The sequence below is a fragment of the Nocardia sp. Root136 genome (assembly GCF_001427185.1).
GTDB lineage: Bacteria > Actinomycetota > Actinomycetes > Mycobacteriales > Mycobacteriaceae > Nocardia > Nocardia salmonicida.
Genome location: NZ_LMFE01000001.1, coordinates 752,766 through 765,350, shown reverse-complemented (window position 1 = coordinate 765,350; position 12,585 = coordinate 752,766). Strand labels below are relative to the sequence as shown.

Annotated in this window: 13 protein-coding genes; 5 read left to right on the top strand and 8 right to left on the bottom strand. The window is 69.1% G+C overall.

What is annotated here, in order from left to right:
* Positions 1-50 precede the first annotated feature (50 nt).
* Positions 51-1,037, bottom strand: a complete 987-nt coding sequence (locus tag ASD42_RS03675; protein ID WP_056815336.1) for a zinc-binding dehydrogenase — start codon at positions 1,035-1,037, stop codon at positions 51-53.
* Between the two features lie 204 nt (positions 1,038-1,241).
* Here ASD42_RS03675 and ASD42_RS03670 point away from each other — a divergent pair, with 204 nt between their 5' ends.
* Complete coding sequence (locus ASD42_RS03670) at positions 1,242-2,432, top strand: DUF418 domain-containing protein (protein ID WP_056810134.1); 1,191 nt, start codon at positions 1,242-1,244, stop codon at positions 2,430-2,432.
* A 10-nt stretch (positions 2,433-2,442) separates the two neighbouring features.
* Here the strand turns inward: ASD42_RS03670 and ASD42_RS03665 are convergent, their stop codons facing one another.
* The 3 genes from ASD42_RS03665 to ASD42_RS03655 all read right to left on the bottom strand — a co-directional run bounded on the left by ASD42_RS03665 (position 2,443) and on the right by ASD42_RS03655 (position 4,956).
* A complete protein-coding gene (locus tag ASD42_RS03665; protein WP_056810131.1) occupies positions 2,443-3,117 on the bottom strand; it encodes a class I SAM-dependent methyltransferase in 675 nt (224 codons plus the stop codon).
* Positions 3,118-3,258: 141 nt separating this feature from the next.
* Positions 3,259-4,230, bottom strand: a complete 972-nt coding sequence (locus ASD42_RS03660; protein ID WP_056810128.1) for a zinc-binding dehydrogenase — start codon at positions 4,228-4,230, stop codon at positions 3,259-3,261.
* 33 nt (positions 4,231-4,263) lie between these two features.
* The gene (locus tag ASD42_RS03655) at positions 4,264-4,956 is read right to left on the bottom strand and encodes a TetR/AcrR family transcriptional regulator (protein WP_056810125.1); all 693 of its coding nucleotides are present in this window, start codon (positions 4,954-4,956) and stop codon (positions 4,264-4,266) included.
* A 92-nt stretch (positions 4,957-5,048) separates the two neighbouring features.
* Here ASD42_RS03655 and ASD42_RS03650 point away from each other — a divergent pair, with 92 nt between their 5' ends.
* The 4 genes from ASD42_RS03650 to ASD42_RS03635 all read left to right on the top strand — a co-directional run bounded on the left by ASD42_RS03650 (position 5,049) and on the right by ASD42_RS03635 (position 8,690).
* On the top strand, positions 5,049-6,536 hold the full coding sequence (locus ASD42_RS03650; RefSeq protein WP_056810122.1) for an MFS transporter: 1,488 nt from the start codon (positions 5,049-5,051) through the stop codon (positions 6,534-6,536).
* 112 nt (positions 6,537-6,648) lie between these two features.
* Positions 6,649-7,299 carry an urease accessory protein UreF gene (locus ASD42_RS03645; protein ID WP_056810119.1) on the top strand — a complete coding sequence of 217 codons (651 nt, stop codon included), beginning with the start codon at positions 6,649-6,651 and terminating at the stop codon, positions 7,297-7,299.
* A 25-nt stretch (positions 7,300-7,324) separates the two neighbouring features.
* Positions 7,325-8,032 (top strand): urease accessory protein UreG, encoded by a 708-nt coding sequence (gene ureG, locus ASD42_RS03640; RefSeq protein WP_056810116.1) that lies wholly within the window; start codon positions 7,325-7,327, stop codon positions 8,030-8,032.
* Entirely contained in the window at positions 8,022-8,690 is a 669-nt protein-coding gene (locus tag ASD42_RS03635; protein ID WP_056810113.1) for an urease accessory protein UreD, read from the top strand. The genes ureG and ASD42_RS03635 overlap by 11 nt, the downstream gene beginning before the upstream one ends.
* A gap of 59 nt (positions 8,691-8,749) precedes the next feature.
* Here ASD42_RS03635 and ASD42_RS03630 read toward each other — a convergent pair whose 3' ends face one another.
* The 4 genes from ASD42_RS03630 to ASD42_RS03615 all read right to left on the bottom strand — a co-directional run bounded on the left by ASD42_RS03630 (position 8,750) and on the right by ASD42_RS03615 (position 12,503).
* Positions 8,750-9,529, bottom strand: coding sequence for a hypothetical protein (locus ASD42_RS03630; RefSeq protein WP_235569298.1), 780 nt, complete (start codon positions 9,527-9,529; stop codon positions 8,750-8,752).
* Positions 9,530-9,736: 207 nt separating this feature from the next.
* Positions 9,737-11,158, bottom strand: a complete 1,422-nt coding sequence (locus ASD42_RS03625; RefSeq protein WP_056810109.1) for an NAD(P)/FAD-dependent oxidoreductase — start codon at positions 11,156-11,158, stop codon at positions 9,737-9,739.
* Positions 11,159-11,314: 156 nt separating this feature from the next.
* Positions 11,315-12,031 carry a hypothetical protein gene (locus ASD42_RS03620; RefSeq protein ID WP_056815334.1) on the bottom strand — a complete coding sequence of 239 codons (717 nt, stop codon included), beginning with the start codon at positions 12,029-12,031 and terminating at the stop codon, positions 11,315-11,317.
* Positions 12,032-12,296: 265 nt separating this feature from the next.
* Positions 12,297-12,503: a hypothetical protein gene (locus tag ASD42_RS03615; protein WP_056810106.1), complete on the bottom strand. Its 207-nt coding sequence runs from the start codon at positions 12,501-12,503 to the stop codon at positions 12,297-12,299.
* Positions 12,504-12,585: the final 82 nt, after the last annotated feature.

Sequence of the window (12,585 nt, the reverse complement as noted above, 5' to 3'; positions counted from 1 at the left end):
GCCGGGCGGGGCGAGCGAGAGCGGCCTCGTCGCACCGCCCGGCCGAGAGCTCAGCGAGTTCCGGCGTGCAGGACCACTTTGCCGTTGCGACCGGGGGTTTCGGAGACCACGGCGGCCTGGGCGGCCTGATCGAGCGCGAAATCGGCCTGGACATCGAGGCGCAGGGTGCCATCGGCGGCGAGGGTGACGAGTTCGGTGATCAACCGGGCGTAATCGGCGCGGTCGATGTCGGAGCTGCGCTGCTGGCCCCAGAACCCTTTCACCACAGCCTGTTTGAAGATGACGGCACCGGTGTCGATGATCAGCGGCTTGCCCGACAGCGCGCCGAAGGAGATCAGCTCACCGCGCGGGGCGAGCAGCGCCATCAGATCGCCCGCGGCGGGCCCACTGACCTGGTCGACTGCGCGCACGATCGGTTCACCACCGGTGATGTCGGCGCCCTTGGCGAGCCAGCCCACCGACTCGGTATCGAGCACGGGACCGTAGCCGAGCTGTTCGAGCGCCTGCACCGAGGACTGGCCGCGGACCAGGCTCAGTACCCGCACGCCGCGCTCCTTCGCGAACAGGTTGAGCAGTCGACCGACCGCGCCGTTGGCGGCGTTCACCACGATCCACTGACCGGACGTCACCTGCAGGTCGTCGAGCAGCATCAGCGCGCTCAGCGGCATGGCCAGTAGCTGGCAGGCGGTCTCGTCGGGCACGGAATCCGGCATCGGCACCGCCTGTGCGGCGCGGGCGACGAAGGAATCCGCCCAGGCACCACGCACGCCGGCGATCGCTACCCGCTGCCCGACCTGGAGGGTGTCGACGCCGGGGCCGATCGCCTCGACGACACCGGCGGCCTCGGTCCCCGGGATCGCGGGCAGCGGCGGCCGGTAGCCGTACACGCCGCGGATGATCGCCAGATCGTGGTTGTGGATCGGCGACAGCGACATCGCGATCCGCACCTCACCCTCCCCTGGTTCGGGGGTCGGCACCTGCTGTGCGGTGAGCACGTCCTTCGGTTCGCCGAATTCATCGATGACAACTGCCTGCATGTCCGCCTCCGTGGTGGTTGCGAGTCCCTGCCGAGCGTGATCGTGCTCCATTGTGGCACCGTGGCGGTCGTGGGCCGCTCAGGTGGTCGTTTCGGCCCGGCTGTCAATACGCCGCAGGGCTGACAGCGGATCACTCCGGTACGGGGGCGAAAATAGCTCGTACGGTGGACGAATGCGGGCGGTCGGCGTGCGTACGCTCGGTTCATGGCAGACGCACTCGGAACACGCTCGCCCGCAGTGCGATTCGGATCGCGTATCGCCGAGGTCGACATCCTGCGCGGGTTCGCCCTGTTCGGGATTCTGATCACCAATGTGATCGTGGCGACCTCGCTGTGGTCGGTGGTCGGCACTCGCGAGGACCCGGTGCTGCGCTTCGGGGGCACCGCCGGTCTGCTGGTGCGTGCCACCGTCGACGCACTGTTCACCGGGCGGTTCTATCTGCTGTTCGCCTTCCTGTTCGGATACTCGTTCACGCTGCAGATCGCGGCCGCCCACCGCGCGGGGGCTTCGCCGGTAGGGCGGTTGCTCCGACGGTGCGCCGCGCTGATGGTGATCGGTCTCGTACACGTCTACCTGCTGTGGATCGGCGACATCCTCACCCTGTACGCGTTCCTGTGCCTGGTCCTCATCGCGCTGCGTAAATTGCGACCGCGAACGGCGGTGATCGTCGGGGTGGTGCTGTATGTGACCTGGTCGGCATGGAGCTTTCTGCCGGGAGAAAACAGTCTTCTCGCGTTCGGCGACTTCGTCGACCTGCCCGCGATCTCCGCCGACTACACCGACACCTTCGCTTCGACGTTCTCCGCGCAGACCGCCCTCGCGCCGGTCTTCCTGCTGCTGATCTGGTTCAGTCAGGGCGTGCCGAGCCTGGCGATGTTCCTGATCGGCATGGCGGCGGGCAAACGAAACCTGTTCGCGGACCCGGACACACTGCGCCGCTGGGCTCTTCGCGCACTCGTGATCGGCTTCGGCCTCGGATTGCCGATCTCGGCGATGACCTTCGCCGAGACGATGACCTGGTGGCATGCCCCCGCCGTGATCCACGGCCTCCAGATACTGGTGAACCCGGCCATGACGTTCGCCTACGTCGCCGTGATCCTGCTGGCAGCACAGTCCGCCCGCCTCGGCCGCTACACCGCCCTACTCGCCCCGGCCGGGCGCATGGCCGCCACCAACTACATCGGCCAGTCGATCGTGCTGATGCTCGTCTACACCGGCTATGGCCTCGCCCTCGCCGACGACTTCGCCCCACCGGCGGTCATCGCGATCGCCGTGCTCACCTTCGCCGGCCAGCTCTGGCTCAGCGCCTGGTGGCTGAGTCGCCATCCGTACGGGCCGGTGGAATGGGTGCTGCGGGCGGCGACGTACTGGACTGTCCCAGCCTGGCGGAAGTAGTCGGCGAGCGTCAGTCGCCGGCCTGTGCCGGGCGGTGGAATTCGGCCCGCCAGCGGTTGAGCCCCGACGTGTCGGCGCGAGGGACGGATTCCACGCGGACCTGGGTCAGGTCGGGGGCGGTGAACGAGTCGATGTCGGCGCGGGTGAGTGGCCATGGCGGGCCGACGGTGGCGGGGGTCTTGCTGATGTCGGCGATGACGAGCAGGGTCGCGCCGGGGGCCAGGAGGTCCCGGATGCCGGTGATGGCGGGGGCCCGCACGTCCAGGGGTAGGGATTGGACGGTGATCGACTCGATGACCAGGTCGAAGGCGTGGTGCCAGGACGCCGGTGGGTTGAGCAGATCGGCGACCTTGTAGGTGACAGGCGAATGCGGGAACCGGGCGCGGGCGCCGCGGATCGCGCTGGGGGAGACGTCGAAAGCGGTGGTTCGGATCCCTTGAGCGGCAACGAATTCCGCGTCGGTACCGTAGCCGCAGCCGATCACCAGGCCCCTTGCGCACTGGGGGAGGGAGGCGCTGCGCAGCCAGTCGACCAGCAGCGGATTGGGCTCGGCACGGTCCCACGGGACGACCGAGGTCCCCGCCGCGGCCTCGGCGTAGAGCGGTTCGAACCATCCGGTCGGATCGTTCGCGGCCAGTGCCTGAGCGGCGAGGCGACGATCGGCGGACGGCTGCGCGTCGGTCATAGGTCCAGTCTTCACCACCGATGACCACCGTGTCGTCCGACATTCGCCCGACTCGCCCGACGGTGAGTGATCTGGTCGATTGATCACCAAGCCCTGGTGGTGGAAACTTCGGCCGAGTCACCACCGCCAGGGCGCGAAGCCTCAGGGGATCAACACGACTTTGCCTGTGGTGGAACGGGATTCGAGGGCGTGGTGGGCGGCGGCGGCCTCGGCGAGGGGGAATTCGGTCAGTGCGGGGCGGAACAGGCCGGTGCCCGCGGCGGCGAGGGCGCGTTCGGACAGGATGCGCAGGTCACCACCCGCACGCTCGATCATCGGCGGGCCGAGCACGCTGGGGGAGGTGATGCCGCGAGCGGCGGTGTCCACTTGCGTCGGTGCACCGGCGGACCAGCCGAAGACCAGGTGGGTGCCGCCGGGGCCGAGTAGGTCGACGGCTGCGTCGGCGACCGGGCCGTCGACGCCGTCGAAGACCACGGTCGCGGTCCGTCCGCCCAGCTGGGCCAGCACCTTCTCCGGCCAATCCGCCAGCGTGTAGTCGACCGCGATGTCGGCGCCGTTGTCGCGCACCATCGCCACCTTGTCCGGCCCACCGGCCAGACCGACCACCGTCGCGCCGACGGCAGCGGCGTACTGGACCAGCAGCGTGCCGATCCCACCGGCCGCCGCGGTCACCACCGCGACGCTGTCGGCATCGAGTTCGGTGAATTGGAGGATGCCGAGCGTGGTGCGCCCGGTGCCGACCATCGCTACCGCCGCGGAGACGCTCACGCCCTCCGGAATGGCGAGCAGCCGTTCGGCTTCGGTGACAGCGAGCTCGGCGTAGCCACCCGGGGCAGTGCCCAGATGAGCGACCACCCGTGCGCCGAGCAGACTGTCGTCGACGCCCTCGCCTACCCGGTCCACCACCCCGGCGACCTCGCGGCCGGGGACGGTCGGCAGCTCGGGCACCGGGAACGGGCCGGGCTCACCGCGGCGCAACGCGGTGTCGACCAGATGGACACCCGCGGCGGCTACCGCGATGCGCACCTGGCCCGGGCCCGGTTCCGGATCGGGGATCGACTCGTGGCGGAGGTTCTCGGCGGGACCGAATTCGTGGAGCTGGATCGCATGCATGAAATCAGTCTTCAACCTGAACGGTGCTCGAGGTCAAGACCGGTTCGGCGACTCCGGGGCTCGACGGGCCGCGCGGGCGGCGAAGCCGTCGCAGAGCGCCTCGAGGCCGAGGAACAGCAGGTCCTCGGAGGTGAGATCGCTCACCCCCGCGCCTTCCAGTTCGGCCAGCGCCGGCGGCACGGGGAAGGAGGGTGTGCCCTCGAGGAGGTCGCGCAGTCCGTTGGTGTCGTCGGTCGCGGTGCGCTTCTCGGCGAGTAGCGCGCCGCCGACCACGGGCAAGCTGGCGCCGGAGATGTAGTTCCAGACGGAGAACCCCATCGTGGTGGCCTCACGGGCGGTCACGTCGAGTTCGCGCAGGCCCTCGACCAGCCAGGCCAGGCTCGTCAGGCCCTGCGGGCCGAAGCTGTAGCGGGGGACCGCGAAGGTGAGCAGTACCCAGGGGTGCTGCTGGTAGAGCTGCCAATCGACCTCGGCGGCGATGCGCACCCGGTCGCGCCACGTCCACCCCCGACCGGCCGGATCGGGATAGGGGTGGCGGGCGGCGATCTCGTCGGTCATGGCCGCGATGAGTTCGTCCTTGTTCGCCACGTGCCGGTACAGCGACATGGTGCCCACCTCGAGGCGGTCGGCGATGCGGCGCATCGACACCGCGTCGAGTCCGTCGGCGTCGGCGAGGGTGATCGCGGCGTCGACGATCGCGGTGCGGGTGAGCTTCGCCTCGGTCATCCCATGACTCGCTTTCGTAATACAACCTTCATGCGTACACTGTACCCAGCTCCCGCGTACGGCGTACGCACACCGTGGAAGGATGTCGGAAGATGACGAAGCTGGAACCGGCGGTGCCCACCGTAGTCGCCGGTGGACGCCGCGCATGGCTCGGATTGGGCGTGCTGCTGCTGCCGGTGCTGCTGGTGTCGATGGACATCTCGGTTCTCTTCCTCGCCATGCCGACCCTCACGGCCGACCTGGACCCCACTGCCTCCCAGCAGCTCTGGATCCTCGACATCTACGGGTTCATGCTGGCGGGTCTGCTCATCACGATGGGCAACCTCGGCGACCGGATCGGCCGACGCAATATCCTGCTCGTCGGCGCCGCCATCTTCGGCGTCGCGTCGGTGCTCGCCGCGTTCGCGCCCACCGCGCCGGTTCTCATCGCGGCCCGAGTCCTGATGGGCATCGGCGGCGCGACGCTGCTGCCGTCGAGCCTGGCGCTGATCTCCACCCTGTTCCCCGACACCCGGCAACGGGGCACCGCGATCGGCATCTGGACCGCGTTCTTCGCCGGTGGTTCGGCGGTCGGGCCGATCATCGGCGGTGTACTGCTGCACCACTTCTGGTGGGGCTCGGTGTTCCTGATCAACATTCCGGTGCTGGCGATTCTGTTGATCTTCGGGCCGATCCTGCTGCCCGAACATCGCTCCGCCGCGCTGGGGCCGATCGATCTGCCCAGCGTCGCGCTGTCCATCGGCGGCATCCTGCCGTTGATCTACGGGATCAAACACATCGCCGCCGAAGGGCTGGACGCGGTGTCGTTGGTGATCGCCGTGATCGGCGTCGGACTGCTCGTGCTGTTCGTGCGCAGGCAGCGTCATCTCGCCGAACCGCTGCTCGACCTGTCGTTGTTCACTCGGCCGCTGTTCCGGGTGGCGATCGGGGCGAGCATGGCGGGCATGATGTCGCTGGCCGCGCTGAGCTACCTGACCAGCATCTACCTGCAGTCGGTCACCGGTCGCGACCCGTTGGCCGCCGCGCTGCTCGGCGTTCCGATGGCGATCGCGGTGTTCGTGTGCTCGATGAGCGGCGCGCGCCTCGGGATGCGGCTGGGCGTGCGGGCCACCTTCACCCTCGCGCTGATGCTGTCGGCGATCGGCAACCTGATGCTGCTCGGCGTCGGTGTCGACGGCGGCCTCGGCTGGTATATCGCGGGCTCGGTGATCGCCGGTATCGGTTACGGCTTCTCGTTCACACTGGTTTCGGATGTCGCGGTGTCGGCGGTGCCCGTCGAGCGGGCGGGTTCGGCGGTCGGTATCTCCGAAACGAGTTTCGAACTCGGCAACGCGCTCGGTCTCGCCCTGCTCGGCTCGGTGGCAGCGTTGGTGTTCCGCTCCGGCGGGGACTTCGGCGAGACCCTGGGCGACACCCTCCTGCAGTCATCCGGTGACGACGGGCTGATCCACGCGGCCCGCGAATCCTTCGTCAGCGGAATGCACATCGCGACCACCTGTGGCGCGCTGTTGCTGATCGCGATGGCGGTGCTGGCCTGGCGCTCGACCCGCACCGAGACGGCGACCGCCGAGGCGCACTGAATCGGAACGGCGGGTCGAGCACGACCACCGGTCGGAGTGATCACCGCCACGGTGTGCCGTGCTGGTCGGCCTCACCGGGCGGACGTCCAGGTTCGTTGCATAGGATCGTCGGATGCGAAACGAGGGTGCGGCGGGACTGGCGACATTGCTCGCCCTGGCCGATTCGCGCCTGCCCATCGGTGGACACGTGCACTCCGGCGGCGTCGAGGAAGCTGTGTCGTCGGGGTTGCTGCGCGACAAGGCGAGCGTGGAGCTGTATCTGCGGCGCCGGATCTCGACGTCGGGACTCGTCACGGCATCACTGGCCGCCGCGGTGTGTGGCGGGTCGCTCACGCCCGAACGCGCCGAGCTCGAGGCGGATGCTCGCACCCCGTCGCCCGCCGCGCGCACGGCATCGCGCGCGCAGGGCCGTGGGCTGCTCCGCCTGGCCAAACAGCTGTGGCCGCACCATGATTGGGCCGCTGTAGGACCGCGCCCCCATCTGTCGACGGTGTTCGGCATGGTCGGCGCCGCGAGCGAAGCGAGTACCGACCAGCTGGCCGGCGTCGTGGTCTACACGACGCTCACCGGTGCCGCCACCGCCGCGCAACGACTGCTCGCCCTCGATCCCGCCGCCATCGCCGAGAGCACCCTGCGCCTGGCACCGCTGTGCGACCGGATCGCCGCCGAGGCCGCCGCCGGGCTCGCCGCACTGTCGGATCCACTGCAGGACGCGCTCGCCGAACGTCACCTCCACCGCGACATGCCGTTGTTCGCATCCTGACCCCGAACCCCGAGAAGGAGCTCCCATGCCTCCCCATCTGATCGATGGCGAACCGCACGATCACAGCCACGACCGACCCAAGCGCGACCGCGCCGCGGGTGAGGCACTGCGCATCGGCATCGGTGGTCCGGTCGGCTCCGGCAAGACCGCGCTGGTCGCCGCCCTGTGCAGGCAACTGCGCGACGAACTGTCCCTCGCGGTGCTGACCAACGACATCTACACCACCGAGGACGCGGACTTCCTGCGCCGCCACGCCGTGCTGCCCGACGAGCGGATCACCGCCGTGCAGACCGGTGGTTGCCCGCACACCGCCATCCGCGACGACATCACCGCCAACCTCGACGCCATCGACGACCTCGTCGCGGCCAACCCGCCGCTGGATCTGATCCTGGTGGAGTCCGGCGGCGACAACCTCACGGCCACTTTCTCTTCCGGCCTGATCGACGTGCAGATTTTCGTCGTCGACGTGGCCGGTGGCGACAAGGTGCCGCGCAAGGGCGGCCCCGGCGTCACCTTCTCCGACCTGCTCGTGGTGAACAAGACCGACCTCGCCCCGCTGGTCGGCGCCGACCTGGGCGTGATGGAGCGCGACGCCGCCAAGGTGCGCGACGGACGCCCCACCGCGCTGGTCTCGCTGACCGACGACCCGGCCGCCACCCCGGTCCTGGCCTGGGTACGCGAGCAACTGCGGGTCGCCGCCGAACAGGACACGGCCGCCGGCGTTGCGCACTGAACTCAGCATTGTCGCCGCACCGGGCAGACTGCCCCGCATCGACGCGGTCGGCGGCCTGGCCGGGCGGCACACCGGCGTCGACACCGTGCACCTGATCGGTACCGCGGCCACCCCGCTCGGTGGCGACGAACTCGACATCACCATCGTCGTGCGCCCCGGTGCGCGGCTGGTGGTTCGTTCGGTGGCGGCGACGATCGCCCTGCCGGGTGCGGCGACCATGTTGTCGAATGCGCACTGGCGCTTCGAGATCGGCGAAGGCGCCGAACTCGACTTCGATCCGGAACCGACGATCGTGGCCGGAGGCGCACGCCATCACACGGTGACCACGGTGCAGGTGGCACCCGATGCGCGACTGCGGCTGCGGGAGCGGGTGCAAGTGGGCCGCAGTGGCGAGGACGGCGGCGGATGGCGCGGTGACCTGCTGGCCGACATCGGCTCGGTCCCGTTGCTGCGGCACCGGCTCGAACTCGGCGCGGGTGCGTCGACCGATGATCGGCTCACCGCACCACGTGCGCTCGACAGCGAGCTGGTCTATCCGGATGACCGCCCGGTCTGGTCGGGCAGTGTGGACGAGGTTCGGCTCCCGCTGGCCGCGGGTGGTTCACTCGCCACCCGGACGACCAGCCGACTGCGCGCGCTCGCGATCGCCGACGCCTAGCCGGGGAAATGGCGGTGGGAGCCGAGCCGATGGCCCGACTCCCACCACTGGGAATTCGATCAAGCGGAGACGAGCTCGGCTCCCGTATCGACGGCCTCGGGGGCCGCCGCACGCGGCGGTGCCAGGAAACCGCTTGCCGCGCCTACCGCCGCACCGATACCGGCGCCGACCACGGTGATGGGGATCGACACGGCCATGTACGCGGCCATACCACCCAGGATCGGGCCCGCGACCAAGCCGACCGGAAACAGCGGGAGTCCGGCGACGAGCCCGGCCAACGCCCCGCCCGTGCTGGCCATCATCGCGAACGGCATCGCCACGGTGGAACCGACCGCCGCGCCCCTGGCAGCCGAACCCAGGGTCTCGGCAGCGATCCGATCCGAGCGGCTGCGCTCGAGACCGACCGAGTCGAGGAACGTCGCCAGGTTGGCCTCGGTATTGGCCGCGGCGTCGTTGATGTGGATCGAGGTGTCCACCGGCACGAAGTCCGGTACCGGAATCTGCTGGTCACCGAAGCGGAACTGGCCCGGCGGCGGCAGGATCGGCGGCACCGGCGCGACCGCGGTCGGTGCGTGCAGCGGTCCCACCGGGGACAGGTAGTCCATCTCCGGCCCCGTCCGCGACCACTGCAGCGCGCTGCGGGTGTTCGCGGGCATCGGCTGGCCCACGTAGGGGGTGGCGTTGGGCGCCACCGCGTCGAACTCCGGTCCGGCCTGATGCTCGGGCTGTGTCACCGCCGCTTGCGCGGGATCGGCATTCGCGGTGCCCGTGCCGATCAGGGCCATGACCAGGGGGACCGCTCCGGCTGCGACGACCGAACCTACCTTCTGTCGCTGCAAATTCGGCGCCCTGTGTTTCCCCGTCGCCATAGATCACCTTTCATCCTGGGGATTTGGTCACACATATGACCTCCGACATTCGGACCGGTGCTCGAGTCGGATGGGTCCGAAACGTCGGCAACCCGCAATATCGGTACGCGGAAAGGTGACCGGCACGACGAAGGCCGGGTGGTTCGACGGAACCACCCGGCCTACGTCGAGCTTGTGTCAGCCGATCTTGCGCTGTTCGGCGGTGAGCGGTTCGGCGGTGGCGGGCGGCGCGCCCACCTCGGCCGCGAGTTCCCTGGCCTCGGCCTGATCGGCGTTGACCTCTTCGATCGCGAGCCGCGCGAAGATCCACTGTTCGGTCGCCGCCATCTGACCGCGGTTGCGGCCCAGGAACGACACGAACCAACCGATCACCGTGACGATTCGGCTGCGGTAGCCGACCAGGTAGTACAGGTGCAGGGCCAACCAGGCGAGCCAGGCCAGGAACCCGCTGAACTCGAGCTTGCCGATCTGGCAGACGGCGTCGAACCGCGAGATCGTGGCCATCGAGCCCTTGTTGAAGTACTTGAACGGCTTGCGTTCCGCCGGAGTCTGACCACCCAGCCCGGCCTTGATCGCCTTGGCCGCATACACCGAACCCTGGATGGCGCCCTGTGCCTGCCCCGGCACGCCGGGCACCGACATCAGGTCGCCGACCACGAACACGTTCGGATGACCCTTGACGGTGAGGTCGGGCTCCACGATGACGCGCCCCGCCCGGTCGACCTCGGTGCCCTCGGACCGCTCGGCGATCATCTTGCCCAGCGGGCTGGCCTGCACGCCGGCCGACCACACCTTGCACACGGCCTCGATCCGGCGGGTGCTGCCGTCGGCGTCCTTGACGATGACGCCGTGCGCGTCGACATCGGTCACCATGGCGTTGAGCTGGATCTCCACCCCCATCTTCTCGAGCCGCTTGGCCGCCTTGGCACCCAGTTTGGGCCCCATCGGGCCGAGCACCGCGCCAGCGCCCTCGAGCAGGATGACGCGCGCGTCGCGGGGATCGATGGTGCGGAAGGTCCCGTCGAGGGTGCGGTCGGCGAGTTCGGCGATCTGCCCGGCCAATTCCACGCCGGTGGGACCCGCGCCGACGACGATGAAGGTCATCAGCCGGTCGCGCTCTTCCTGGGTGGTCGCCAGCTCCGCCTGTTCGAAGGAGCCGAGGATGCGCGCGCGCAATTCGAGTGCGTCGTCGATGGTCTTCATGCCGGGCGCGTAGGTGGCGAAGTGGTCGTTGCCGAAGTACGACTGCTGGGCGCCGGTGGCGACGATCAGGCTGTCGTAGCCGGTCACGGTGTCGCGGTTGAGTAGTCGCGAGGTGACCTTCTTGTTCGCCAGGTCCACGTCGATGACGTCACCCAGCAGCACCTGCGCGTTCTTCTGCTTGCGCAGCACCAGGCGCGTGGCCGGGGCGATCTCGCCGGTCGAGAGGATGCCGGTGGCCACCTGGTAGAGCAGCGGCTGGAACAGGTGGGTCGACGTCTTGGAGATGAGCGTGATGTCGACATCGGCCCGGCGCAGATGCCGGGTACCGAACAAACCGCCGAACCCGGAACCGATCACCACAACGTGGTGCCGCTTCTCGACAGACTCAGTGCTCATCGTCGCGCTCCTCGACAGACTGGGGTGGGCCCCGCGGTGGTGGTGACAGGGTTAACCGTAGTCGGCTCCGGTTGTGACGTCGCAACAAGAACTCGATCGTGGCGTGTGATGCGGCGTCTCATCACAGACAAGATCGACGATACGGGACGCGCCGAGTCAGCGACCTGCGAGAAGGAGCTCGGCCACTCGGGTGTCGGTCTCGGCGCCGTCGGTGTAGCCGCCCGCTGCGCCGAGTGCGTTCATGATCGAGAGCGTGTACCGCTCGCCCGCCCCGGCGACGCCGACCGAGTTGACCACCCAACCATCGGCTTCGGCCGACCAGCCGTTCTTCAGGCCGGGCCGCATCGACGAACCCGCGCCCCACACTCCCCAGTGCTGATTGGAGTCGACCGCGCGCATCCGGTCGAGCAGGTAGGCGAGATCGTCGGGGTGCATGGTGTCGAGGATGGTGTTCATCAGCCGATCCAGGTCGGCGGCCGTGCACTTCTGGAACGACCAGTCCGGGAACAGCGCGGTCGTGGTCGGCTGCGGGATCAGGCTGACCATGCCGTAGGCGCGGAACGCGTTGTTGTAGGCCATCCGGTCGAAGCCGATGTACTTCTGCCACAGCACGTCGGTGGCGTGGTCGTTGGAGGTGGCCAGCATCGCTTCGATGTTGAAGCGGTCGTCGGGGGACAGGCCGATGGCGCCGACGCGGGCCCGGTTGAGCAGATCGGCGGCGATGGCCAGTTTGATCGTGGAGGCGGTCCAGACCTGGTTCTCGGCGTGTTCGTTGGCGTAGATGCCGCCGGTCTTGCGGTCGCGCAGCACATAGCCGACGGCACCGGGGCGACCGGCTAGATAGGCGTCGGCCCGCGCGATCCGGGAGCTCATGTCGGCGTCGAACCCGGGCACCGACACCTGGGTCAGCGCGGGTGGCGCGGCATAGGCCGGAGCCACGAGTACGGGGACGCCCGGAGTGAGGACGGCGGCGGCGGCGAGGAGACAGGCTGTTGCTGCTACTCGGGAAACGGCACGAGGGGAAGGAGAACGGTCACGCACGATGGACCACACTCGCACACCGAACGCCCGAGCGCACTACTTCACCTCAAATCCGGCCCCCGGCGACAGCGCTGTTGCGGCGCACGGGAATTGCGTGTCAGTGATGCGCGGCGTGCGGTGTGGCGATGGTGCAGCCGTTGAGGCGATGGCAATGCTCGAACGCTTCGCCGTGCCGGTCCAGCGGCCACGAATGCAGTACCTGATCAGGCCCGTAGCGCCGGGAATTGACCAACTCCCAGCGCGCGCCCACTCGGCGGACGACGAAGCCGCCGCCGGGAACCAGGGGAAACACCTGCGCGATCATGAAACGAAACCAGCCTTTCGCCCGCGGCCGTACTGTCCCACCCGAACGGCAACGATCCCACGGTCGGCGTCGAGGGTGCCGC

Excerpts from the sequence above, each read along its gene's own strand:
- ASD42_RS03675 (WP_056815336.1), bottom strand. The coding sequence starts at position 1,037 with ATGCAGGCAGTTGTCATCGATGAATTCGGCGAACCGAAGGACGTGCTC.
- ASD42_RS03670 (WP_056810134.1), top strand. The coding sequence starts at position 1,242 with ATGGCAGACGCACTCGGAACACGCTCGCCCGCAGTGCGATTCGGATCG.
- ASD42_RS03665 (WP_056810131.1), bottom strand. The coding sequence starts at position 3,117 with ATGACCGACGCGCAGCCGTCCGCCGATCGTCGCCTCGCCGCTCAGGCA.
- ASD42_RS03660 (WP_056810128.1), bottom strand. The coding sequence starts at position 4,230 with ATGCATGCGATCCAGCTCCACGAATTCGGTCCCGCCGAGAACCTCCGC.
- ASD42_RS03655 (WP_056810125.1), bottom strand. The coding sequence starts at position 4,956 with ATGACCGAGGCGAAGCTCACCCGCACCGCGATCGTCGACGCCGCGATC.
- ASD42_RS03650 (WP_056810122.1), top strand. The coding sequence starts at position 5,049 with ATGACGAAGCTGGAACCGGCGGTGCCCACCGTAGTCGCCGGTGGACGC.
- ASD42_RS03645 (WP_056810119.1), top strand. The coding sequence starts at position 6,649 with ATGCGAAACGAGGGTGCGGCGGGACTGGCGACATTGCTCGCCCTGGCC.
- ureG (WP_056810116.1), top strand. The coding sequence starts at position 7,325 with ATGCCTCCCCATCTGATCGATGGCGAACCGCACGATCACAGCCACGAC.
- ASD42_RS03625 (WP_056810109.1), bottom strand. The coding sequence starts at position 11,158 with ATGAGCACTGAGTCTGTCGAGAAGCGGCACCACGTTGTGGTGATCGGT.
- ASD42_RS03620 (WP_056815334.1), bottom strand. The coding sequence starts at position 12,031 with ATGAGCTCCCGGATCGCGCGGGCCGACGCCTATCTAGCCGGTCGCCCC.
- ASD42_RS03615 (WP_056810106.1), bottom strand. The coding sequence starts at position 12,503 with ATGATCGCGCAGGTGTTTCCCCTGGTTCCCGGCGGCGGCTTCGTCGTC.